At 61.6% G+C, this 21581-nt stretch carries 22 protein-coding genes; 12 read left to right on the top strand and 10 right to left on the bottom strand.

Annotated elements, in window-relative coordinates; all coding sequences use genetic code 11:
- From QZ638_RS00775 to QZ638_RS00765, 3 genes are read left to right on the top strand one after another with little or no spacing between them, the layout of a single operon-like run.
- Complete coding sequence (locus tag QZ638_RS00775; protein WP_295805803.1) at positions 1-774, top strand: thiazole synthase; 774 nt, start codon at positions 1-3, stop codon at positions 772-774.
- Positions 771-1376, top strand: a complete 606-nt coding sequence (locus QZ638_RS00770) for a thiamine phosphate synthase (RefSeq protein ID WP_295805801.1) — start codon at positions 771-773, stop codon at positions 1374-1376. Before QZ638_RS00775 ends, QZ638_RS00770 begins: the two co-directional genes overlap by 4 nt.
- Positions 1367-2116 carry a hydroxymethylpyrimidine/phosphomethylpyrimidine kinase gene (locus QZ638_RS00765; protein WP_295805799.1) on the top strand — a complete coding sequence of 250 codons (750 nt, stop codon included), beginning with the start codon at positions 1367-1369 and terminating at the stop codon, positions 2114-2116. The genes QZ638_RS00770 and QZ638_RS00765 overlap by 10 nt, the downstream gene beginning before the upstream one ends.
- Positions 2117-2130: 14 nt before the next feature.
- On the opposite strand, the gene iolG is transcribed toward QZ638_RS00765, so the two are convergent.
- The 6 genes from iolG to QZ638_RS00735 form a co-directional block, all read right to left on the bottom strand.
- A complete protein-coding gene (gene iolG / locus QZ638_RS00760) occupies positions 2131-3132 on the bottom strand; it encodes an inositol 2-dehydrogenase (protein ID WP_295805797.1) in 1002 nt (333 codons plus the stop codon).
- A gap of 38 nt (positions 3133-3170) precedes the next feature.
- The gene (locus QZ638_RS00755) at positions 3171-3956 is read right to left on the bottom strand and encodes an ATP-binding cassette domain-containing protein (protein WP_295805796.1); all 786 of its coding nucleotides are present in this window, start codon (positions 3954-3956) and stop codon (positions 3171-3173) included.
- A gap of 16 nt (positions 3957-3972) precedes the next feature.
- Positions 3973-4959, bottom strand: coding sequence for an ABC transporter permease (locus tag QZ638_RS00750; protein WP_295805870.1), 987 nt, complete (start codon positions 4957-4959; stop codon positions 3973-3975).
- 120 nt (positions 4960-5079) lie between these two features.
- On the bottom strand, positions 5080-6024 hold the full coding sequence (locus tag QZ638_RS00745) for a sugar ABC transporter substrate-binding protein (protein WP_295805795.1): 945 nt from the start codon (positions 6022-6024) through the stop codon (positions 5080-5082).
- 249 nt (positions 6025-6273) lie between these two features.
- Entirely contained in the window at positions 6274-7107 is an 834-nt protein-coding gene (locus tag QZ638_RS00740) for a TIM barrel protein (RefSeq protein ID WP_295805793.1), read from the bottom strand.
- 137 nt (positions 7108-7244) lie between these two features.
- Positions 7245-8294, bottom strand: coding sequence for a LacI family DNA-binding transcriptional regulator (locus tag QZ638_RS00735; RefSeq protein WP_295805791.1), 1050 nt, complete (start codon positions 8292-8294; stop codon positions 7245-7247).
- A gap of 127 nt (positions 8295-8421) precedes the next feature.
- Between QZ638_RS00735 and QZ638_RS00730 the strand changes: the two genes are divergently transcribed.
- The 5 genes from QZ638_RS00730 to purU are packed head-to-tail and all read left to right on the top strand — an operon-like array spanning position 8422 to position 12790.
- The gene (locus tag QZ638_RS00730; protein WP_295805790.1) at positions 8422-9555 is read left to right on the top strand and encodes a fatty acid desaturase family protein; all 1134 of its coding nucleotides are present in this window, start codon (positions 8422-8424) and stop codon (positions 9553-9555) included.
- A 12-nt stretch (positions 9556-9567) separates the two neighbouring features.
- Positions 9568-9894 carry a MocE family 2Fe-2S type ferredoxin gene (locus QZ638_RS00725; RefSeq protein WP_295805789.1) on the top strand — a complete coding sequence of 109 codons (327 nt, stop codon included), beginning with the start codon at positions 9568-9570 and terminating at the stop codon, positions 9892-9894.
- The gene (locus tag QZ638_RS00720) at positions 9891-11075 is read left to right on the top strand and encodes an FAD-dependent oxidoreductase (protein ID WP_295805788.1); all 1185 of its coding nucleotides are present in this window, start codon (positions 9891-9893) and stop codon (positions 11073-11075) included. Before QZ638_RS00725 ends, QZ638_RS00720 begins: the two co-directional genes overlap by 4 nt.
- A 3-nt stretch (positions 11076-11078) precedes the next feature.
- Positions 11079-11882 carry a 3-methyl-2-oxobutanoate hydroxymethyltransferase gene (locus QZ638_RS00715; protein ID WP_295805786.1) on the top strand — a complete coding sequence of 268 codons (804 nt, stop codon included), beginning with the start codon at positions 11079-11081 and terminating at the stop codon, positions 11880-11882.
- A 53-nt stretch (positions 11883-11935) separates the two neighbouring features.
- Complete coding sequence (purU, locus tag QZ638_RS00710) at positions 11936-12790, top strand: formyltetrahydrofolate deformylase (RefSeq protein WP_295805785.1); 855 nt, start codon at positions 11936-11938, stop codon at positions 12788-12790.
- Between the two features lie 22 nt (positions 12791-12812).
- Here purU and QZ638_RS00705 read toward each other — a convergent pair whose 3' ends face one another.
- The 4 genes from QZ638_RS00705 to QZ638_RS00690 form a co-directional block, all read right to left on the bottom strand.
- Positions 12813-14321, bottom strand: coding sequence for a tripartite tricarboxylate transporter permease (locus QZ638_RS00705; RefSeq protein WP_295805783.1), 1509 nt, complete (start codon positions 14319-14321; stop codon positions 12813-12815).
- A gap of 4 nt (positions 14322-14325) precedes the next feature.
- Positions 14326-14757 carry a tripartite tricarboxylate transporter TctB family protein gene (locus QZ638_RS00700; protein ID WP_295805781.1) on the bottom strand — a complete coding sequence of 144 codons (432 nt, stop codon included), beginning with the start codon at positions 14755-14757 and terminating at the stop codon, positions 14326-14328.
- Positions 14754-15722 carry a tripartite tricarboxylate transporter substrate-binding protein gene (locus QZ638_RS00695; RefSeq protein ID WP_295805779.1) on the bottom strand — a complete coding sequence of 323 codons (969 nt, stop codon included), beginning with the start codon at positions 15720-15722 and terminating at the stop codon, positions 14754-14756. Before QZ638_RS00695 ends, QZ638_RS00700 begins: the two co-directional genes overlap by 4 nt.
- Positions 15723-15784: 62 nt before the next feature.
- Positions 15785-16477: a GntR family transcriptional regulator gene (locus tag QZ638_RS00690; RefSeq protein ID WP_295805777.1), complete on the bottom strand. Its 693-nt coding sequence runs from the start codon at positions 16475-16477 to the stop codon at positions 15785-15787.
- A 148-nt stretch (positions 16478-16625) separates the two neighbouring features.
- Here QZ638_RS00690 and QZ638_RS00685 point away from each other — a divergent pair, with 148 nt between their 5' ends.
- The 4 genes from QZ638_RS00685 to nhaC all read left to right on the top strand — a co-directional run bounded on the left by QZ638_RS00685 (position 16626) and on the right by nhaC (position 21579).
- Positions 16626-17591 carry a hydroxymethylglutaryl-CoA lyase gene (locus QZ638_RS00685; RefSeq protein ID WP_295805775.1) on the top strand — a complete coding sequence of 322 codons (966 nt, stop codon included), beginning with the start codon at positions 16626-16628 and terminating at the stop codon, positions 17589-17591.
- Between the two features lie 4 nt (positions 17592-17595).
- Positions 17596-18795, top strand: coding sequence for a CoA transferase (locus tag QZ638_RS00680; protein ID WP_295805774.1), 1200 nt, complete (start codon positions 17596-17598; stop codon positions 18793-18795).
- 72 nt (positions 18796-18867) lie between these two features.
- Complete coding sequence (locus QZ638_RS00675; protein ID WP_295805772.1) at positions 18868-19863, top strand: LLM class flavin-dependent oxidoreductase; 996 nt, start codon at positions 18868-18870, stop codon at positions 19861-19863.
- A gap of 204 nt (positions 19864-20067) precedes the next feature.
- A complete protein-coding gene (gene nhaC, locus QZ638_RS00670) occupies positions 20068-21579 on the top strand; it encodes a Na+/H+ antiporter NhaC (RefSeq protein ID WP_295805770.1) in 1512 nt (503 codons plus the stop codon).
- Positions 21580-21581 lie beyond the last annotated feature (2 nt).

The following is a 21581-nucleotide window of genomic DNA, read 5'->3' as shown; positions in this document are numbered from 1 at the left end:
ATGCTGACGCTCTACGGCGAAACGCTGGCATCGCGGCTTTTGCTGGGCACCGCCCAATACCCCTCCCCCGCCATCATGGCCGAGGCGGTGCGGGCCTCAGCCTGCGAAACCGTGACCGTCTCGCTGCGGCGAGAAACCACAGGAAACCGTACTGGCGGACAGTTCTTGGAACTCATTCGTGAACTGGGCGTGCGCATTCTGCCCAACACGGCGGGCTGCCATTCCGTGAAAGAGGCGGTGATCACGGCGCAGATGGCGCGCGAACTCTTCGGCACGGACTGGATCAAGCTCGAGGTGATCGGCCATCACGACACGCTGCAGCCGGATGTGTTCGGTCTGGTGGAAGCTGCGCGCATCTTAAGTTCGGAGGGGTTCAAGGTGTTTCCGTACACGACCGACGATCTGGTGGTGGCGGAGCGGCTGCTGGAAGCGGGATGCGCGGTACTGATGCCCTGGTGCGCGCCCATCGGTTCGGCGCGTGGTCCGGTGAACGTGGACGGGCTGCGAGCCATCCGGGCACATTTTCCCGATGTGCCGCTGATCGTGGATGCCGGGCTCGGACGCCCATCGCACGCGGCCATGGTGATGGAGCTGGGGTTCGACGCCGTTCTCCTCAACACCGCAGTGGCAAAGGCCAGCGATCCTGTTGCGATGGCAGCCGCCTTCGCCGAAGTGGTGGAGGCCGGCCGCAATGCCTTCCTCGCCGGGCCGTTGGAGCCACGCGACATGGCCGTTCCCTCAACCCCCGTTATTGGCAAAGCCGTGTTTGAATGAAGCTCGATCCCTTTTATCTCATCGTCGACAGCGCCGAGTGGATTGCGCGACTGGTGCCTCTGGGCACGAAACTGGTACAATTGCGTATCAAGGAGATGGACGAGGCGAACCTCAAATCTGAGATCGCCGAGGCGAAGCGCATCTGTGCCGATCACGATTGCCAGCTCATCGTCAACGACCATTGGCGGCTCGCCATCGAAACGGGTTGCGATTTCATCCATCTTGGGCAGGAGGATCTGGCGGGAGCCGATCTCGGTGCGATCCGCGCGGCGGGTCTGAAACTCGGCATCAGCACCCATGACGGGCCTGAACTGCGCACCGCGCTGGCGGGAAAACCCGATTATGTGGCGCTCGGCCCGGTCTACCCGACAATTCTGAAGAAAATGAAATGGGCACCGCAGGGGCTCGATCGGCTGGCCGACTGGCGAAAGCGCGTCGGCGATGTGCCGCTGGTGGCGATTGGCGGACTGAACCCCGAGCGATTGCCCGGCGTGTTCGAAGCGGGTGCGAACAGCGCCGCCGTGGTGACGGACATCACGCTGAATGCCGATCCTGAAGCGCGCACCCGCGAATGGCTGGCGGCAACGGAACAATGGCGATGAGCGCCGCGCATGTGCTGGTGATCGCGGGATCGGATTCGTCCGGCGGGGCCGGTCTTGCGCGCGACATCGAGACGATCTCGGCTCTCGGCATGAAAACCTGTCTGGCGGTGACAGCGGTGACCGTGCAGACGCATGAGGCGGTGGAGCGCATCGATCTCTGCCCCAGCGAGCTGGTGGAAGCGCAGATTTCCGCCGCCCTTTCGGCGAACCCGGTGGCGGCAATCAAGATCGGCATGCTCGGAAGTCGGAAAACGGTGACCCGCGTTGCAGCCGTTCTGCGCGCGCATGCCGACATTCCGATCGTACTCGATCCGGTGATCGCCTCGTCTTCCGGCCGAGCGCTGCTTGCGGAGGACGCTATCGAAACCATGCGCGAAAGCCTGATGCCGCTTTGCAGCCTCGTCACGCCAAACCTGCCGGAACTGGCGCTTCTGGCGGGTGAGGAAGAGACGGAAAGCGAGGCGAGGCGGCACGAACAAGCAGGCCGATTGCTCGGAGGCGGCGTGCGGGCGCTTCTCGCGAAAGGCGGTCACGCAGAGGGCAATCGTGCCGTCGACACACTCTTTCAGGCGAATAAGCCGCCGCTGCGCTTCGAGGGGCCGCGCCTGCCCGGCACGATGCGGGGCACCGGCTGCATGCTGGCAAGCGCCATCGCCGCAAGCCTTGCCCGGGGCGACACTCTGGAAACCAGCGTACGCACGGCGAAAACCTATCTCTCCGAGCGCTGGCGCACGGGCTGAGCGCCCCGGCGCGATCAGAGAATTTCGGACAGTTTTACGGCGCGACGCTCACGCACCGAAAGAAGGGCGGCATCAGCCAGTGCCAGCGCACGCAGGCCGTCTTCGCCGGATGGCGCCGCCGGCTTTCCTCCCGCGATGGCGGCGACGAAGGCCGCGATCTCCGCGGCATAGGCTTCGGTGTAACGGGTCATGAAGAAATCATGCAGCGGCGGTCGGGTGAAGCCCCGCGCATCGGCGATCTCTATGGAAACGGGGCGCTGGTTTTCCGCCGCGACGGCCCCCTCCGCACCGAGCACTTCGATGCGCTGGTCATAGCCATAGGTGGCGCGGCGCGAATTGGAGATGCTGCATTGGCGGCCCGATGCGGTGGTGAGGATGACCGACACGCTGTCGAAATCGCCCGCCTCCCCGATGGCCGGATCGACCAGCACCGAGGCGGTGGCGAACACCGTGTCCGGTTCCTCGCCGAGAAGAAAGCGCGCCATGTCGAAATCGTGGATCGTCATGTCGCGCAGGATGCCGCCGGACGACTCAATATAGCCGATCGGCGGGGGCCCCGGATCGCGCGAGGTGATCTGCACCATCTCGACAGGGCCGATGCGCCCCTCATCGATTGCTGCGCGCACGGCCGCGAAATGCGGATCGAAACGACGGTTGAAGCCGACCATCAGCACGGCACCCGTTTCCTCCACCACGCCGAGACAGTGCTTGACACGGGCGAGATCGAGATCGATGGGCTTTTCGCAAAACACGGCCTTGCCTGCACGCGCGAAACGCTCGATCAGATCGGCATGCGTGTCGGTGGGCGTACAGACGACGACAGCGTCGATGCTCTTGTCGGTTTCGACCTCATCGATGCTGCACACCGCGCAACCGTAGGCTTCGGCCACGGTCTGTGCTGCATCGGCAAAGGCATCGGAGACGGCGACAAGCCGTGCATCCACACTGGCGGCGATGGCCCTGGCGTGCACCTTGCCGATACGCCCGGCGCCGAGAAGAGCGAAGTTTACGGTCATGAAAGCGTCTTTCTGCCTGGATTTCTAAGAGCTGTCTCTCAGATATAGCTGGCGTTCTCGTGGACGCCGGACTGCACGCCGGTGATCAGCGAAACCACTTCGTTGCCGTCCGTCTTGTCGGCTTCCAGCATGCCGGCGATGCGCCCACGGCGGAACACCCAGATCTTGTCGACCAGGTTGAACACCTGCCTGAGATTGTGGCTGACGAGGATCAGCGGAATGCCGCGCTCCTTCAGGCCGCGAATTATGTTTTCCACCTGAGTGGTTTCCTGAACGCCCAGCGCCGCCGTCGGCTCGTCCATCAGGATCAGCTTCGAGGCGAAGCTGGCCGCCCGGCTGATGGCCACGCACTGGCGCTGCCCGCCCGACATGTTGGCGATGGAATTGTGCAGATTGGGGATTTTCACACCCGTTTTCTCGAGCGCTTCCTGGCTGCGCTGCAACATCTTCTTCTCGTTCAGGAAGCTGAACGGACCGAGATTGAAATAAGTCTCTTCCCGGCCAAGGAAGATGTTCGACGGCACATCGAGATCGTCGGCGAGCGCCAGATTCTGGAACACCGCCTCGATGCCCGCCTCGCGGGCGTCGACGGGGCTGTGAAACTCCATTTCGCGCCCTTCGAAAAGGATTTTGCCAGCGGTCGGACGCTCCACTCCCGTGATCTGCCTGACGAATGTGGACTTACCCGCGCCGTTGTCGCCGACAATGGCCACGTGCTCGCCTTCGAGAAGCTCGAAATCGGCATCTTCCAGCGCGTGCACGCCGCCGTAATGCTTGGTCAGCCCCTCGGTCCTGAGGATAACGTTGCGTTCTTCGCCTGCCATGATTTCCTCCCGAACGTCACCGCGACTGCGGGCGCATACGTTGGCGGTACATATCGGCCACCACGGCGGCGACGATGATCACGCCCTTGATCATTTCCTGATAGTAGGCATCGAGCCGCAGGAAGGTGAAACCTGAGATGATGACACCGAAGATGACGGCGCCGATCAGCGTGCCGACGATGGAGCCGCGCCCGCCCGAAAGCGACACGCCCCCGATAACGGCCATGGCGATGGCGTCGAGCTCGTACATGATTCCCATGCCGGCCTGCGCCGTGAGACCACGTGCCGCGATCACCATGCCGGCAAGACCGGCGAGAAGACCCGCAATGGTGTAGACCAGCACCAGATGCCGCTCGACATTGATGCCCGACATGCGCGCCGCCTGTTCGTTGGAACCGATGGCATAGGTATGCTTGCCGTAGACGGTGTATTTCAGGGCTATATGGAAGAGGAGCGCAATCGCCAGGAAAACGAAGACCGGCGTCATGCCCTGACCGAGAGCTGCAAAACTGTCGGTGGGAAACGAAACCGGCTGGCCCCTCGTGTACCATTTGGCGATGCCGCGTGCCGTCACCATCATGCCGAGCGTGGCGATGAAAGGCGGAATTTTCGTAAAGGCGATCAACAGGCCGTTGATCATGCCCGCCACGATACCACAAGCGAGGCCGACGAGAATGGGAACGATGACGGGAAGATCGGTCAGTTCCGGATAGACCGCGCGCGGGTAAGTGCTCACCTGAGCGAAGCTCATGGCGATCATCGCCGTCGCGCCGACCACCGAACCCGATGAAAGGTCGATGCCCCCGGTGATGATGACCTGCGTGACGCCAATGGCGATGATGCCCACCACCGAAACCTGCAGGATCATGATGGAAAGGCGCTGCGTGTTGAACAGGAAGCTCTGCCCCTGAAAGATCCAACCGAGAAGCTCGAAGATGAGCGCAATGCCGACAAGGCCGAGCAACGCGTTCAACTCGTGGGAGCGCGGTCGCTTCTGGGGCATGTCCGCGGCGCTGCCGGAAACTGCTTGTGCCTGGTTTGCCATCGTTTTTTCCGCCAAGATAGCCGGCTTACACCGGCGGGATGGCAGCGGCCCTGCGGCCGCCGCCGCCAGTCCGGACGATCAGTTCTTGGTCGTAAACTGGTCCATATTATCCGGCGTCACGAGTTGGAAGGGAATATACACCTTCTGATCGACGTCCTCGCCCTTGGCGAGCTTGAGCGCGGCGTCCAGCGCGCCCTTGCCCTGGCCGGCCGCATCCTGAAACACCGTCACGTCGAGATCGCCCGCAGCCATAGCGGCCAAAGCGTCCTGGGTGGCGTCCACACCGCCCACCAGCATCTCATCCATGGAGATATTGGCAGCCTTCATGGCCTGGATCGCGCCGATGGCCATTTCGTCGTTGTTGGAGACGAGTGCGTCGAACTCCAGACCGGCGGACAGCCAGTTGGTCATCAGATCGGTCGCCTCGGTGCGCTGCCAATTGGCGGTCTGCTCTTCCACGATTTCCATGAAGGAACATTCGTCTGTGGCGATCACGTCATGAACGTCCTGCGTGCGCATCCGAGCGGCCTGGTTGGAGAGCTCACCCATCATGACGACGATCTTGGCACCCTCGCCCTTGCCCTGCTCCTTCAACAGCCGGCAGATTTCCTGCGTTTCGAGCGTACCGGACTCACGTTCATCGGATGCGACGAAAGCCTGATTGTCCGGCAGATCGTCGACATTGACCGGTTCGCGGTTGACGAAGACGAGCGGCACGCCTGCATCCGCGGCCGCCTTGGTCATGGCCACCGTGGCGTCGGTGTCGACCGGATTCACAATGACCGCATCGACACCCGAGGCGATGAAGTTCTGGATCTGGTTGAGTTGCTTGCCGACGTCGTTCTGCGCGTCCTCGACCTGAAGTTCCACGTCATCGAGCGTGTCGGCATATTCGACCATGCCATTGCGCAGAACCGTCAGGAAATTGTCGTCGAACAAGGCCATCGAGACACCGACCGTCTCGGCCATCGCCGAAGTCGTCATCAATGCCGAGACGGCAACGCCCATCATAAGCTTTTTCATCTGAATGCTCCTCCACACGATGGGTGCCCGGCAACACCCGCTTTGACCGGAATCGTTCAATGGGAATGCATGAGCCTCCCCCGGCGCATGAACGACCGACTCCTCGCTCTTCAGTCGCCAGACACTCCATCAAAATAGAATGTCAACACCGTTCAAAACTCAATATGTAATATTTATTCTATTTTCTGCATTCTCGTCAAGGCGAAATTCCATTCCATTCCTCGTTCCAGGACTGCTTACTTCTCCGCTCTACGCGAGCGCACGAAAGGCATTGTCTTGGATATGCGCGATGCTTGCCTCAAGAGCGCCACGCAGGTCGTCCGTTTTGTGCACGCTTTCGGCAAAGGGCTCGAACGAGAACGATCCGCGAAAGCCACTCGACAGGAGAGCGGCAAGCTGCTCGACATTGCCGAGCCTGTCACCGCCATCGACCAGAACACGATCTGCGTCACGCATGTCCCGCAGTGAAAGCGCGTTGTCGGCGACGCCGGAAATGTGGACCAGTCCCGTCTCGCGGACAAACAGCTCCTTCTCGCCCGCCAGACAATGGTGGAACGTGTCGTGGACGAGCTGGAAAATGCCATCCGCATTCAGCGATGCAATGGCTTCGACGGCTTCGGATTTGAATCGCAAGGAACAGGTCTCGAATCCCAGCGGCTCGACCAGCCCGACGATGCCGGCCTCTTCCAGAAGCGGCCGCAATGCCTTCAGTGCGATGCGAAGATTGGCCTGACGCTCCCCGTCGCTCCGACCCGTGCCATCGTTGACCGGCACGAGCACCAGCGCCTCGGCGCCGCAGTCCCGTGCATAAGCGATGAGCGCGCGCGCCTCGGCCCCGCGTACGTCATTCCAATCGTTGAAACGCTGCAGAGCGTTGATCGACAGAACACGCAGCCCTCGCGTCTCCGCTGCCCGTCGTATCTCGGTGGGTGGCGTGCCATCCAGGATCGCGTTGCCCTCAAGATCGTTGCGGATCTCCACACCGGTCATGCCGAGCGAAACGGCCAGGTCGAAGAGACTGGAAACCGTGCGGTTGGGCGCGCACATATGATTGAGCGCGAAAAGCGAAGCTGTCGCCGTCATTGCTTTCTCCTCGGGATCAAAGGCCCTCGAGCCTGTTCCCGCAAGGATGTCTGCGCAGCAAAAAACGGTCAATGTAATCCTGAATGAAATTCCATCATCTGTGATGGAAAACAGACCCGAAGTGCAACAAAAACGGATTAAAGGCTTTCAGGCACATGGAAGCCGAAGGGCAGGAAAAGCTGACCTGGTGCTTCACCGGGGCCAGAGTGCACCGCAGTAACCATCAGATCCACCACACTGTTTGCCAACTCGCGCAGAGGTGTCGCGACAATGGCGGTGACGATGTGTTCCTGGAGTGCTGAAGTGGTGTCCGGGGTTACCTCGTTGACGATCACGGAAGGACCTTCGCCCGATATGAACCGTCCATTTCCGATTTCCTCACGCAGCGCAGCGATGGCTCCTTCCATTCCCCCACCAGCCACATAGAAGCCGGCAATGTCCGGATGGCGGGAAATCAGGCTAAGCGTCGCTTCGTGGGTCACTTGACGGGTGTCGAGATTGACCAGCGTTTCCAGCATCTCAAACTCCGGCGCGTGCTCCCGGAAGAAACTGCGGAAGCCAGTCTCGCGCAACTCGTGTCCATGCCAGCGATGACTGCCGACAAACAACGCCACCTTGCCCGGCCGCCGCGCGGTGCGTGAAATCATCCAGGCCGCCGTACGCCCCACTTTCATGTTGTTGGTACCGATATAGCTTTCGCGCACGCCCTGCGCGAAATCCGAGAGTAGAGAAAAAACCGGTTTTCCCTCGGCCTTGAGCGCCTCGACCGCCCGCGTCACCAAGTGATGATCGAGGCACACGGCGCCCACGGCCTGTGTGCGTGCCCCCAATGCAAGGAGCGCCTCCGCCATGTCGCCAGGGGCAGCACTTTTCGCGAACTCGATCTGGGCATGTCCACGAATGTCATCTCGGGCGGCAACCGCTTCTTCCAGTGCCCGCGTGAAGGCCTGATAGAAAGGCTGGCGTGACTTCTGAAGCAGAAAGCCGAGCTCGATGCGCGGCAAATCGGCTGTGATGCGCTGATGTATAAGCGCCGACGCATGATAGCCGATGGTGTTTGCAGCTTCATAGACGCGCCGCGCGGTTTCTTCGCGCACACGATGCCGACCATTCAGAACCCGGTCTACGGTCGCAACGCTGACGCCCGCTCTTTCGGCCAGATCCGCAATGGTGGGGCGCTTTGCCATATCGTCTCCGCAAGTTTTACATCATGATTATAATCACAGAATGATGTTAAATGATAGAAAAACCATCATTCCTCTTGAGCTCTCATCGCCCCGCGCTCTACGCTTTTTAAGCAGAGGAGCGAGGACCATGATCACAGGCCCCATAACCGTGCTGGACACTTCATCGAACGGTCCGGCCGTGCGGCAGCGCAATTACGACCTGACAGGCGCGGACGCGAGGGACGCCGTCGAGCGTGGGCTGGCCTCGGCAGAGTGGTATCACACCGATGTGCCGCGCAAGGAAATGAAGACACTGATGAAGCGCAGCGACACGCCGGCAATTCGCGACACGATCGTCTGGCTCGGCGGAATGGTCCTGTTCGCCGTGATCGCTGCCGCGCTTTGGCCGTCCTGGTGGTCGGCACCGTTCTTTCTGGTCTATGGCGTGCTCTACGGTTCGGCGACGGATTCACGTTGGCATGAGTGCGGTCACGGGACCGCGTTCAAAACACGCTGGATGAACGATGCCGTGTATCAGATCGCTTCATTCATGATCATGCGCAATCCGGTGACCTGGCGCTGGAGCCATGCGCGCCATCATACGGATACCATTGTTGTCGGGCGCGACCCGGAAATCGCCGTGATGCGCCCGCCGGATCTCGCGCGCCTGATCCTCAATGTCTTCGGCGTTGTCGACGCCTGGCATGCGCTCATCGACATGACGCGCAATGCCGCCGGCCGGCTGAGCGCCGCGGAACAGGACTTCATTCCGGAGATGGAGCAGCGAAAGGTGATCCGTGTCGCGCGTATATGGGTGGCAATCTACGCGGCAACGCTCGGCCTCGCCATTGTCGTGAACTCGATTCTTCCCTTCCTGTTGATCGGTGGGCCGCGCCTTTACGGCGCCTGGCATCACGTGATGACGGGTCTGCTGCAACATGGGGGGCTCGCAGAGGATGTGACCGATCATCGGCTCAACAGCCGCACCGTCCTGATGAACCCGGTGAGCCGCTTCATCTATTGGAACATGAATTACCATGTGGAGCACCACATGTTTCCCATGGTGCCCTATCACGCGCTGCCGAAGCTGCACGAGCTGATCAAGCACGACCTGCCGGCGCCGAACCCGTCCATCTTCGACGGCTACCGGGAGATGTTGCCGGCCTTCCTGCGACAGCTGCGTTACGACGACTACTTCATCAAGCGGGAATTGCCGCCGACAGCCAAGCCCTATCGGGAAGAGTTTCATGGCCCCGCCAATCCGCTTTCGACAGACAACTAAGGGGAGGAAATCATGTCGCAATGGATCGAGGCCTGCGGGGTCGACGACGTGGAAGACGAAGATCTTATCCGGTTCGACCACGAGGGACGCACCTTCGCCATTTATCGTAGCCCGGACGCGCTTTTTTATGCGACGGACGGTCTGTGTACGCATGAGCAGGTGCATCTGGCGGACGGCCTCGTGATGGATCACATCATCGAATGCCCCAAGCACAATGGCCGCTTCGACTATCGCACTGGGGAGGCGAAAGGGGCGCCTGTCTGCGTCAACCTCAAGACCTATCCGGTAAAGGTCGAAGACGGCCGCGTGCTGGTCGACATCGCCTGCGCGCGCCGATGAACGGGATGGTTATCATCGGTGCGGGTGAATGCGGCGTTCGCGCGGCATTCACGTTGCGCGAGGCGGGATATCAGGGCGCGGTTACGCTGATTGGCGAAGAGCCGCATCTGCCATATGAGCGCCCGCCCCTTTCGAAGAACACCGCGTCGGCGCCGAAACCAATCGCCGAAGAGGAACACTACGCAGAAGCCGGCATCGAACTGCGGCGCGGTTTACGTATCGCCGGCATTGAACCGGCAACGCGTCAGGTCGTGGTCGATGGTGGCGAAAAACTGTCCTACGACAAGCTGTTGATCGCCACCGGCGCGCGGGCAAGAGTCTTTGCCGGTCTGGAATGCGCCCAGACACTGCGTACGCTCGAGGACGCACAGACGATTCTGACCGTTCTGAAATCAAGCCGACGGATCGCCGTGATCGGCGGAGGATTCATCGGCCTCGAACTCGCTGCCACGGCCCGGGCTCTCGGAACGCAGGTGACGGTGCTTGAAGCCGCCGACCGGCTGATGGCGCGCATCGTACCAATCGAAATCGCCGCGGTTTTCGAGAAGCGTCACCGAGCCGAAGGGGTGAGGTTCATCTTCTGCGCGCAGGTGCTGCAAGCCGGACCGGATGGTGTTGTTCTCACGGATGGTCGGCATATCGACGCCGACATCGTAATTGCCGGTGTGGGCGCCCTTCCTGAAACGCGATTGGCTGAGGAAGCCGGCCTCGCAGTCAATAACGGCATTGTTGTCGACAACAGGTTCGCCACACAAAACCCGCATATCTTCGCGGCGGGCGATTGCTGCAATTTTCCCTTTCGCGGCCAACGCGTTCGGCTGGAAAGCTGGCGCGCATCGCAAGACCAGGGCGCACATGCCGCCCATGCGATGCTGGGCGCGCAGAACGCCTTTTCAACTACGCCCTGGTTCTGGTCGGATCAGTACGATCTCGGCCTTCAGATCGCCGGCTTGCCCGATCTCGCTCGCCCTTTCATCCATCGCGATCTCGGTGACGGCGCTTTCGTTCTGTTTCAGACGGACGAACGTGGATGTCTTTTTTCCGCGAGTGGGGTGGGTTCGGGCAACGCCGTCGCCCGGCACATATCCATCGCCGAGAAACTGATCGAACGGGCGCAGCCCGTGCCGCCCGATCTTCTGGACAATCCGGACGTGAACCTGAAGAAACTTCTGAAGGGATAAGCCGTGAAAATTTCCAAACGCCTGACCGTTCACGACCTGCTTGTGCTGCGCGGCGAACGCCAACTCTCGATGTTGCGTGTCGAAACCCTGGATGAGGCCGAAGCGGCTGAACGCGCCGGCATCGACCTGGTATCGGTGCCGCCTGTCCTCATGCTCGATCCCAACTTTCGCGATGCCGCCCCGACCGTTTTTGCCGTGCCGGGCGCGAATTTCTATGAAATCGGCACAACGGACGACTTCGTTCGCTGGGCCTTCCGGCTGGTTCGCGCGAGCGCCGATGCGGTCTATTGCGCGGCAGGCACGTCGACCATCGCGCGGCTCGCCGCCGATGGTATTCCGGTCTGCGGTCATGTGGGTCTGATTCCCTCCAAAGCGACGTGGACTGGCGGGTTCAAGGCCGTCGGAAAAACCCTTGAGAGCGCTCAACACGTCTGGCAACAAGTAAAGGCGCTGGAAGGCGCCGGTGCGTTTGCAGCCGAGATCGAGGTGGTGCCCGACCTCATTGCCACGGAGATTACCCGGCGCAGCACGCTTTTCATGATCTCCATGGGCGCAGGCGCGGGCTGCGATGCGCAGTATCTCTTTTCCGACGATGTGCTTGGGGCGAATACCGGACACGTGCCACGTCACGCGAAAGTGTATCGGAATTTCGCTGCCGAACGTGCGCGGCTTCAGGATGAGCGCATTGCCGCCTATGGCGAATTCGCCCAAGACGTTCGCTCGGGCGCTTACCCCGAAAAGAGCAACACCGTTGCCGGCGACGAGGATACGCTAAGGCGGTTTCAATCCTGGATCGATGGCGTATAAATTCCAGCGCCCGCTCGGGCATCCATTCCGCAACCCACCAGTTCAGGCGCGCCATGACCGAGAAGACGTTTCACATCAATCTCACCTGCGAGGACCGCCCCGGCATCGTTGCCGCGGTGACGACGGAACTCGCCGGTCTGGGCGCGAACATCGCCGAATCCAACCAGTTCTGGGATCGTCAGACCAACCGCTTTTTCATGCGCATCGCCACCACCGCGCCCGAGGGCGTGGAGCGCGACGGTCTCTTGCGCGCGCTGGAACCGGCCATTGCCCGCTTCGACATGAAGACCGCAATCACCGACACGACACGGCGGCCGAAGATCGTCATCATGGTGTCGAAGTTCGATCATGCGCTTCTGCACCTGCTCTACCAGATCCGCGTCGGCTGGCTCGACGCCGAGGTGGTGGCCATCGTTTCCAATCACGAGGATTCACGCGGCACGGCGGAGATGGAGGGCATTCCCTATCACTGCTGGAAGGTGACGAAGGACAATAAGGCCGAGCAGGAGATGAAGCTTCTCGAACTGTTCAGGGAAACCGGCGCCGATCTCGTCATTCTCGCGCGCTACATGCAGGTGCTCTCCAACGACCTGTCCAACCGGCTCTACGGCAAGGTGATCAACATTCATCATTCGTTTCTGCCGAGCTTCAAGGGTGCAAAGCCCTATCACCAGGCGCATGAGCGCGGGGTGAAGCTGATCGGTGCTACGGCGCATTATGTGACGCCGGATTTGGACGAGGGACCGATCATCGAGCAGGAAACCGAGCGTGTGACCCATGCCATGACGGCGGAGGATTTCGTCGCTACCGGCCGCGACATCGAAAGTCGGGTTCTGGCTCGCGCGGTCAAGCTGCACCTGGAGAACCGGGTCATGATGAACGGCCACAAGACCGTTGTTTTCGGATGACACGCGGTCAAGGCATGGGCGGTCAGCCTGCCGCAGCGGGGTTCCTTCTGCGTGCGCGGAAGGCAAGCAGAAAGGCGAGGCCGAGCATGGTGGCGGTGATGGCGTAGAGCGCGAGCGCGATCGGGCTTGAAAACAGAATCTGGAAATCGCCGTTCGAGATGGAAAGCGCGCGGCGCAGATTGTTTTCCATGTCGGCTCCCAGAAGCAACCCCAGAATGACCGGCACCAGCGAAATGCCCAGCATGCGCAGGATATAGCCCATCACGCCGAACCCGACCATGACGAACAGGTCGAAGGTCGAATGGCCGATCGAGTAGACGCCGAGAAAACTCACCATCACCACGAAAGGCATCAACACCCATTGGGGCATGGAGAGCATGCGCGTGAAAAGGCCGATCATCGGAATGTTCATGATGAGCAGCGCGACATTGGCGAGATAAAGCGCGGCGATGAGGCCCCAGACCAGTTCCGGCTGCCGGTCGAAGAGCAGCGGGCCGGGCTGAATGTTGAGCGAGATGAGCAGCGCCAGCATGACGGCCGTGGTGCCGCTGCCGGGCACGCCGAGCGTGAGCATGGGAATGAGCGCGCCGCCGGACGCGGCGTTGTTGCCGGCTTCCGGAGCGGCGATGCCGCGCGGGTCGCCCTGGCCGAACTTGCCGTCCTTGGCGCTCCAGCGCTGCTCGGCGATGTAAGACATGAACGCGCCGAGCGATGCGCCGGCGCCCGGCAGGATGCCGCAGACGAAACCGATGACCGAGCCGCGGAAATTGGCCCAGCCGCCCGCCATCATGTCCTTGAAACGCGGCAGGGCGCGGCCGAGCGGCACCATCTTCGCCTCGCCTTCATGCACCCGCTCCAGATAGACGAGCACTTCCGAAATCGCGAACAGACCGACAATCGCAACGATCGGGTCGAATCCGTCGTAAAGATGGAACGAACCGAGCGTGTATCGCGCCGTGCCGGTGGCAGGGTCGAGGCCGACCGTGGCGATCATCAAGCCGATGAAGGCGGCAAGCAATGTCTTGAACGGATTGACCGAGGTGATGCCGCCAATGGTGGCGAAGGCCATGACATAGAGCGCGAAATAGTCTGCCGGACCGAAATAGATGGCAGCTTTGGCCAGAAGCGGCGCAAACAGCGTCAGCCCGATGGTGGCGAAGGTGGCACCGACGAAGGAAGCGACGGCCGAGATGGCAAGCGCCTCCGACGCCTTGCCGGCCTGCGCCATGGGATAACCGTCCAGCGTCGTCATGATGGCCGGCTCATCACCGGGGATGTTGAGCATGATCGACGAGATGCGCCCGCCATACATGCAGCCGTAATAGATGCATGACAGCATGATGAGCGCCGAGGTGGGCTCCAGCCCGAGCGAGAAGGCAAGCGGTATGAGAATGGCGACGCCGTTCACGGGCCCAAGCCCCGGCAGAGCGCCGATCAGTGTCCCCACAAAGCAGCCGAACAGCGCCAAAGCCAGGTTGGTGGGCGTGATAGCAACCGCAAAGCCTTGCGCAAGAGCGGATAGCATGTCCATGGAGTCAGCTCACGAATTCTGGAAGAAGCGGCAGCGGCAATCCGAGCAGCCTGTCGAAGGTAAGGAACAGGACCGCGCTCATGACCGCCGCCGAGAGGATGGATTTCGGCCAGGAGCTGCGCAGAATGCGCCCGAAAAGCGCGACGGCAATGAAGGTGGCGAGCGGAAAGCCGAGCACCTCCAGAAAGCCGGCATAGGCAAGCAGGAGCGAGACCGCCGCCACCTGCAAAAAAAGCGGCTTGCCCGTGACCCAGCCCGGCTCCTCGTCCGGCCGAACGATCATGACCAGGCTGAGGATGGCCGCAGGCACGGACAGCATGATGGGAAAGGCCGCGGGGCCGAGAGGGTCACCGAAGCTCGCCTCATAGTCCCCCGCGGTCACGCCGTACCAGATCGAAATGGCCAGAAGAAAAAGGCCGACGATCCTGTCTGTCACTTGATGACTCCGATCTCCTGGGAAATCTTGCGCATCTGATCGGACTGGTCCTTCACATAGGCTTCAAATTCGTCGCCGCCGCGCCAGACCGGCACCAGGCCGTTGGCCTTGGCGGTCTCTTTCCAGTCGTCGGTGTCATAAAGCTTCTGCAGGCGCTCGACCCAGGCATTGTAGCCGTCGTCTGAAACCTCGCCACCCGTATAGAAACCGCGCCAGTTATAACCGGTCACGTCGAGTCCTTGCTCCTTGGCGGTGGGCGAATCCGGGAATGCGGGAATGCGGTCGTCGGAGAGGGCCGCAAGAATGCGGATGTCGCCCGACTCCACAAATCCAGCAATCTCGCCGAGATCGGTGGAGACCGCCTGAACCTGGCCGCCGATCATCTGCGTGACGGCCGGGCTGCCGCCGTCGAACTGGACCCATCGAATCTGCTTGTACTCGTCGCCTGAAAGGCCTGCCGCCTGTGCCAGCATGAGAAGGCGGATATGGTCCCAGCCACCCGCGCCGGAAGAACCTGCAACCGCAAGCGCGCTCGGATCGTCCTTAAGCGCTGCGACCAGATCGTCGAGCGTCTCGAAGTCCGAATCCTTCGGCACGACGATCACGCCGACATCGGTGCCAAGCATCGCCACCCAGCGCATAACGGATGTGTCTGCCGGATATTTGCCCTGTGCGATCTGCGTGACGCCGACCGTGGACGTGGCGACCATCAGTTCCGCATCATCGGCACGCGACGACATGACGTCGGCATAAGCGACGGCACCCACGCCGCCTGGCATGTTGGTGACCTGTACCGGTGCGTCCACCAGCTTCTGATCGAAGAGCATCTTGCCGATAGTGCGGCAGGTGAAGTCCCAGCCGCCGCCCGGATCGGCGGGAGCAATGCATTCGGCCGCTGCCGCGCCGGCAACGGAAAGCGACGTCCACACGACGGCGGCTCCGAAGAGTTTCGATAATTTTCTCATCAAGTCCTCCCTGGTTGAAACCGAAATCCCAAGTTCCGAAAACCGGTCTTGCCCGACCGGCCTCAGCCTCCTTCAACGAAACCGCGGGCACCGAACAAGCGGCGCGAATCCTCCAGCGCCCGCAGTATCTGTCCGCGTACATCCCGCGCATGCCTTCGAATGGCGGCGGCAGCCTCCTCGCTCTTCCGCTGCCTCACAAGTCCGATGATTTCGTTGTGCTCGCGGTGGGCGACCGCACGGGCTTCCGGCGAACTGGCCACCAACCACCGGGCACGGATCGTGCGGTTGACCGCATCCTGAACCGCATCGCGCAGAAAGCGGTTTCCAGAAAGGGCGGCGAGTTGCACATGCACATCGAGCCCTGCCTCGAACCAATCGTCCGGCGTGAAATCGCTCAAGCCCTGGTCGACGGTGCGCAAGATGACGTCCAGCTCTTCCGGCTTCGCCCGTTCACAGGCCAGACGGATCGCCGCATCCTCGACGATCTCGCGATACTCGAAAATTTCTTCGAGCTGGTGCAGGTCGAAGGGCGCGATGGCATAGCCCCGCTCCGCCTTCACCACCAGACCTTCACGGATCAGTTCTGCCAAAGCCTGTCGGATGGGCGTTCGCGAAACGCCATAGGCGGATTCCAGGGAGCGCTCCGAGACGACCTCGCCCGGTGCCAGCTTCAACGACAGCACATCGCCGCGAATGCGCGACAGGACACGCTCGCCGAGCGGTTGGTCCGAACTGTCTCTCGCAGCTTCCCCCATGACGACCCTGCGTTCCTCCCCGCATGCACGGCGGACGGGAGAGCCTCCCTGCACGCCACTCCGCCTTTTCTCGAACGGCCATTGACCGCACTTCACAAGACGGTATACCAATTCGGTCTACCGATGCAATCAGCTGGGAGGAAAAATCGTGACGGCGCCAACCGGCCACCATGTGAAAGGCTTTCCACAGACCGTCAGCGTCATCGAGGTCGGCCCCCGCGACGGATTGCAGTCGGAACCGGAATTCATGCCTACGGACAAAAAGATCGCGCTCGTGAACTGTCAGATCGAAGCCGGCATACGGCATCTGGAGGTGACCTCATTCGTTTCTCCGCGCGCCGTGCCGCAGATGCGCGATGCAGCGGAGGTTCTGGCCGGTATCGATCGGACAAAGGGAGCGGTGCTGACCGCACTGGTGCCCAACGCCAAGGGCGCGGAGCGCGCGGCCGAGGCGGGTGTCGACGCCATGGTGGTTTTCATGTCGGCATCGGAGAGCCACAATTTGAAGAATGTGAACCGAACGCGCACGCAGTCGCTGGAAGGTTTCGCCGAAATCGTACGCATCGCCGGAGATGCGGACATTCCCGTTTTCGGCGCGATTGCCACCGCGTTCGGTTGCCCCTTCGAGGGCGATGTGCCGATCAATTCTGTCGTGGACATCGCACGTGCCTATCGCGACATGGGCATCACCATGCTCTCGCTCGGCGATACGACCGGCATGGCGACCCCGCCGCTGGTGCAGGAACGCTGCCAGGCGCTTGGCCAGACCGTGCCGGAGGCCGACATCGCGCTGCACTTCCACAACACGCGCGGCGTGGGGCTGGCCTGCGTCTATGCCGGGCTTCTGGAAGGCATCACCCGATACGAGGCCAGCATAGGCGGCCTCGGCGGCTGCCCCTTCGCGCCCAAAGCCACCGGCAATATCTGCACCGAGGATCTGGTTTACATGCTGGACGAATGCGGCGTTGAAAGCGGTATCGACCTTCGAAAGCTTGTCGACGTCTCGCGACAGGCCGAAACGGCCATCGGACGCATCCTGCCCGGACAGGTCATGAAGGCGGGGCCCAGGCTGCAAACCTATGGCATGGATAGCGTTGCGACCGCGAATGGCTGACGACATGACCGAGATGAAAGCCCCGCTCGATGGCATCAAGGTGATCGACCTGACGCGCGTTCTTTCGGGTCCCTTCTGTACGATGATGCTCGGCGACATGGGCGCCGAGGTCATCAAGGTAGAGCCTGCCAAGGGCGATCCGATCCGTGAGCAGGGGACGCTTCGCGGAGGGTTCTCGGCGTACTATGCAAGTTTCAACCGCAACAAGAAGTCGGTCGTTATCGATCTCTACAGCGAACGCGGACGGAAAGTTCTGGAACGCCTGATCGTTGGCGCGGACGTGCTCATCGACAATTTCCGCCCCGGCGTGATGGCAAAAATGGGCTTCGCCGAAGACCGCCTGAAGGATCTCAACCCCCGCCTGGTAACCGCCAATGTGAACGGCTACGGCTCGACAGGTCCCTATGTGAAACGTCCCGCGTTCGACTTCATCGCCCAGGCCATGAGCGGGCTGATGAGCGTCAACGGCGCGGACGGCACCGAGCCGATGCGCGTTGCGCAACCGATTACCGATCTGGTCGCCGGGCTCTATTGCGCGTTCGGCATCGTCAGCGCGCTGCGCGCCCGCGATCTGAACGGCTCGGGACAGCATGTGGAAACCGCGATGATGAACGGCGCGATCAGCATGATGGCTTATCTTGCGTCCGAATACTTCACCACCGGGAATCTGCCCGCCCGCACCGGCAACGACCATCCGCTGGTCGCGCCCTACGGACTTTTCAGGGCCGATGACGGAGAGATCGCCGTAGCGCCGTCGAACGATGTGATCCTGAAGCGGTTCCTCGATGCGGTGGGGCTCGGTCACCTGCTGGAAGATCCGCGTTACGACACCAATGAGAAGCGCTTCGCCCGACGCCTCGAACTCAATCAGATGATTGACGGGGCTGTCGGATCCGACACGCAGGAGGCCTGGATCGCCCGCCTCAATGCCGCCGGTGTGCCATGCGGAAAGGTACAGAATCTGGCCGAGGCGCTGGACGACCCACAGACGCGCGCGCAGGAAATGGTGATCGAGGTGGACCAGCCGGATCACGGGCCAATCCGCATGCTGGGCTTTCCGGTGAAACTGAGTCGCACACCCTGCCGGCTGCACCATCCGGCACCGGCGCTGGGCGCGGACACGAAAGCGGTGCTGGAGGCCGCCGGCTTTACACCCGAAGAAATCGACCGCCTTGCCAGCGACCATACGATCGACATCGGCTGAGAGCCCACCCCTTGGATCGACGCCGAACGCCCCCATATGCCGGAAAGTGACTTCCTCTCCGGAGCTTCCCAGATGATCCCCTTTTCCGTTCTAGACCTGGCTCCCGTCCCTGACGGATCGAGCGTTGAAGACGCCCTGCGCAACACGCTCGACCTCGCCCGCAACGCCGAAAGCTGGGGGTATCGCCGCTTTTGGCTCGCCGAGCATCACAACATGGCCGGCATTGCCAGCGCGGCCACGGCGGTGCTGATCGGTCAGGTGGCGGCGGCGACAAGCACCATCCGCGTCGGCGCGGGCGGCGTGATGCTGCCCAACCACGCACCCCTGATCGTCGCCGAGCAATTCGGCACGCTCGCCACGCTTTATCCCGACCGCATCGACCTTGGCCTCGGTCGTGCACCCGGCACCGACATGGCGACGGCGCGGGCGCTCCGGCGAGGGCTGGAGGATGGCGACGGTTTCCCGCGCGACGTCATGGAACTGATGACCTATCTGGGCAGGGACCAACCCGGCCAAAAAGTGCGCGCCATCCCCGGACGCGACACGCATGTGCCGGTCTGGATTCTCGGTTCCAGTCTCTATGGCGCACAACTTGCAGCCCATCTCGGCCTTCCCTACGCGTTTGCCTCGCACTTCGCGCCTGCCGCGCTGGAACAGGCAATTGAGGTTTACCGCCAGACATTCCGGCCCTCCGAACATTTGGAAAAGCCGCATTTCATGATGGCGCTCAACGTGTTTGCCGCCGACACGGACGCGGAGGGGCAGTTTCTTAAAACGTCCATGCAACAGGCCTTTGCCAATCTGCGCACCGGGCGACCGGGGCCCCTGCCCCGCCCGGTGGAGAATGTGGAGGAAACCTTCGAGCCCACCATCGCCGCAGGCGTGGCCCAAGCGCTTGCCTGCACGGCGGCCGGCAGCCCAGACACGGTGCGCGATGCGCTGAACGGATTTATTGCGCGCTACGAGCCCGACGAAGTCATCGTCACCGGACAGATTCACGATCACGATGCAAGGTTGAAATCCTTCCGCCTCACTGCGGAAATTCTTGCTGGAACCGGAACGTTATGAACGGTCCGGACCGGCTATGAAACGACGAAATCTCTAAGCTGAATCTGTTTTAAGCCTGAACCGATCCATAAATTTTGGAAAATTTAGTCGTTTAGACCTTAAAAATAGCAAATTAAGACCAAACGATTTTCCCCTCCTGTTATCGTCATGAAAACAAGAGCGCGGCCCAAACGCGCCTTCGACGAACATTAATGGGAGAGAGACATGTCGTCCTCGCAAAAGGCCCTGCCGAGCTTACCGCTCGCGCTGACGCCGGTGTTGCTTACGCTCATCGTGCTCGGCGTACAGCTCTTCTACTTCGACGACTTCACGCCGCATGTGCCTTTGGCCATCGGCCTGGCCATCACCGGCCTTGTCGGCATCAAGCTGGGTTTCGACTGGGAAGATATCGAAAAAGGCGTGTTCCACGTCATTCATGTGTCGCTGCCTTCCGTCTCGGTGCTCATCACGGTCGGTATGATCATCGGCGTGTGGATCGCGAGCGGCACCGTGCCGACACTGATCTATTACGGCCTCACAATTCTGTCGCCGCAGATATTCCTCGCCGCGGCCATGCTCTTATGCGCGGTCGTTTCGCTGTCGCTCGGCACCTCATGGGGCACGGTCGGCACGGTCGGCCTGGCGCTGATGGGTATTGGCGCCGGGTTCGGCATTCCCGTCTACTGGACGGCGGGCGCGGTGGTTTCCGGCGCGTTCTTCGGCGACAAGGTCTCGCCGCTCTCCGACACCACCAACCTGGCGCCGGCGGTGACGGGTGTAGACGTGTTCTCGCACATCAAGAACATGATGCCGACGACCATTCCTTCCATGCTCATCGCGCTCGGCATCTATTTGTTCGCCGGTTATGCGTTGATCGAATCGGGCGGTGCGTCCTTCGAAAAGATCACCGCGATCACCTCGTCGCTCCAGGAAAATTTCGTGATTTCGCCCTGGCTCCTTCTGCCGGCCATTCTGGTGATCGCGCTGGCGGTGAAGCGCATGCCGCCGATCCCGTCTCTTTTTGCCGGCGTTCTGGCTGGCGGCCTGACGGCGATGATCGCGCAGGGCGTGGGGCTGCACGATGTCTTCACCTATGCCAATAGCGGCTACAAGATCGACACCGGCGTCAGCGAAATCGACTCGCTGCTCAATCGCGGCGGAATCCAGTCGATGATGTGGACGATCTCACTGGTTCTGATCGCGCTCGGCTTTGGCGGCGCGCTGGAGAAAACCGGCTGCCTCGAGACCATTATCAAAGCGATCATGACCCAGGTGCGCAGCTTTGCCGGCATCCAGACTGCAGCGGTCGGCACCTCCATGGCGACCAATCTGGTGGCGGGCGACCCCTATCTTTCCATCGCATTGCCCGGGCGCATGTATGCACCGGTTTATCGCGGCATGGGCTATTCCACGCTCAACCTATCGCGGGCGATCGAGGAAGGCAGCACTTTGATCTCGCCGCTCGTTCCGTGGAATGCGGGTGGTGCGTTCGTGATCAGCGCACTGGCGCTCGGCGTTTCCGACGGTCATCTGGAGAACCTGCTCTATATACCGCTCGCCTTCGCCTGCTGGCTGTCGCCGGTGATCGGTCTCGCCTACGCCTATACGGGCTTCTTCTCGCCGCGTGCCAGCGAGGCAGAGATTCAGGGCTGGCACGACAGTGGCGAAACCATTGCGGATCTGAGCGACCACGGCTGGGAAACACCACCTGCGCCGAGCACCGCTCCGGCGGAATAGAA

Origin of the sequence: uncultured Nitratireductor sp. (assembly GCF_913053745.1) — a bacterium.
In the GTDB taxonomy this organism is placed as follows: Bacteria; Pseudomonadota; Alphaproteobacteria; order Rhizobiales; family Rhizobiaceae; genus Nitratireductor.
This window is presented reverse-complemented; position numbering and strand designations above follow the sequence as displayed.

Excerpts from the sequence above, each read along its gene's own strand:
- QZ638_RS00775 (WP_295805803.1), top strand. The coding sequence starts at position 1 with ATGCTGACGCTCTACGGCGAAACGCTGGCATCGCGGCTTTTGCTGGGC.
- QZ638_RS00770 (WP_295805801.1), top strand. The coding sequence starts at position 771 with ATGAAGCTCGATCCCTTTTATCTCATCGTCGACAGCGCCGAGTGGATT.
- QZ638_RS00765 (WP_295805799.1), top strand. The coding sequence starts at position 1,367 with ATGGCGATGAGCGCCGCGCATGTGCTGGTGATCGCGGGATCGGATTCG.
- iolG (WP_295805797.1), bottom strand. The coding sequence starts at position 3,132 with ATGACCGTAAACTTCGCTCTTCTCGGCGCCGGGCGTATCGGCAAGGTG.
- QZ638_RS00755 (WP_295805796.1), bottom strand. The coding sequence starts at position 3,956 with ATGGCAGGCGAAGAACGCAACGTTATCCTCAGGACCGAGGGGCTGACC.
- QZ638_RS00750 (WP_295805870.1), bottom strand. The coding sequence starts at position 4,959 with ATGCCCCAGAAGCGACCGCGCTCCCACGAGTTGAACGCGTTGCTCGGC.
- QZ638_RS00745 (WP_295805795.1), bottom strand. The coding sequence starts at position 6,024 with ATGAAAAAGCTTATGATGGGCGTTGCCGTCTCGGCATTGATGACGACT.
- QZ638_RS00740 (WP_295805793.1), bottom strand. The coding sequence starts at position 7,107 with ATGACGGCGACAGCTTCGCTTTTCGCGCTCAATCATATGTGCGCGCCC.
- QZ638_RS00735 (WP_295805791.1), bottom strand. The coding sequence starts at position 8,294 with ATGGCAAAGCGCCCCACCATTGCGGATCTGGCCGAAAGAGCGGGCGTC.
- QZ638_RS00730 (WP_295805790.1), top strand. The coding sequence starts at position 8,422 with ATGATCACAGGCCCCATAACCGTGCTGGACACTTCATCGAACGGTCCG.
- QZ638_RS00725 (WP_295805789.1), top strand. The coding sequence starts at position 9,568 with ATGTCGCAATGGATCGAGGCCTGCGGGGTCGACGACGTGGAAGACGAA.
- QZ638_RS00720 (WP_295805788.1), top strand. The coding sequence starts at position 9,891 with ATGAACGGGATGGTTATCATCGGTGCGGGTGAATGCGGCGTTCGCGCG.
- purU (WP_295805785.1), top strand. The coding sequence starts at position 11,936 with ATGACCGAGAAGACGTTTCACATCAATCTCACCTGCGAGGACCGCCCC.
- QZ638_RS00705 (WP_295805783.1), bottom strand. The coding sequence starts at position 14,321 with ATGGACATGCTATCCGCTCTTGCGCAAGGCTTTGCGGTTGCTATCACG.
- QZ638_RS00695 (WP_295805779.1), bottom strand. The coding sequence starts at position 15,722 with ATGAGAAAATTATCGAAACTCTTCGGAGCCGCCGTCGTGTGGACGTCG.
- QZ638_RS00690 (WP_295805777.1), bottom strand. The coding sequence starts at position 16,477 with ATGGGGGAAGCTGCGAGAGACAGTTCGGACCAACCGCTCGGCGAGCGT.
- QZ638_RS00680 (WP_295805774.1), top strand. The coding sequence starts at position 17,596 with ATGACCGAGATGAAAGCCCCGCTCGATGGCATCAAGGTGATCGACCTG.
- QZ638_RS00675 (WP_295805772.1), top strand. The coding sequence starts at position 18,868 with ATGATCCCCTTTTCCGTTCTAGACCTGGCTCCCGTCCCTGACGGATCG.
- nhaC (WP_295805770.1), top strand. The coding sequence starts at position 20,068 with ATGTCGTCCTCGCAAAAGGCCCTGCCGAGCTTACCGCTCGCGCTGACG.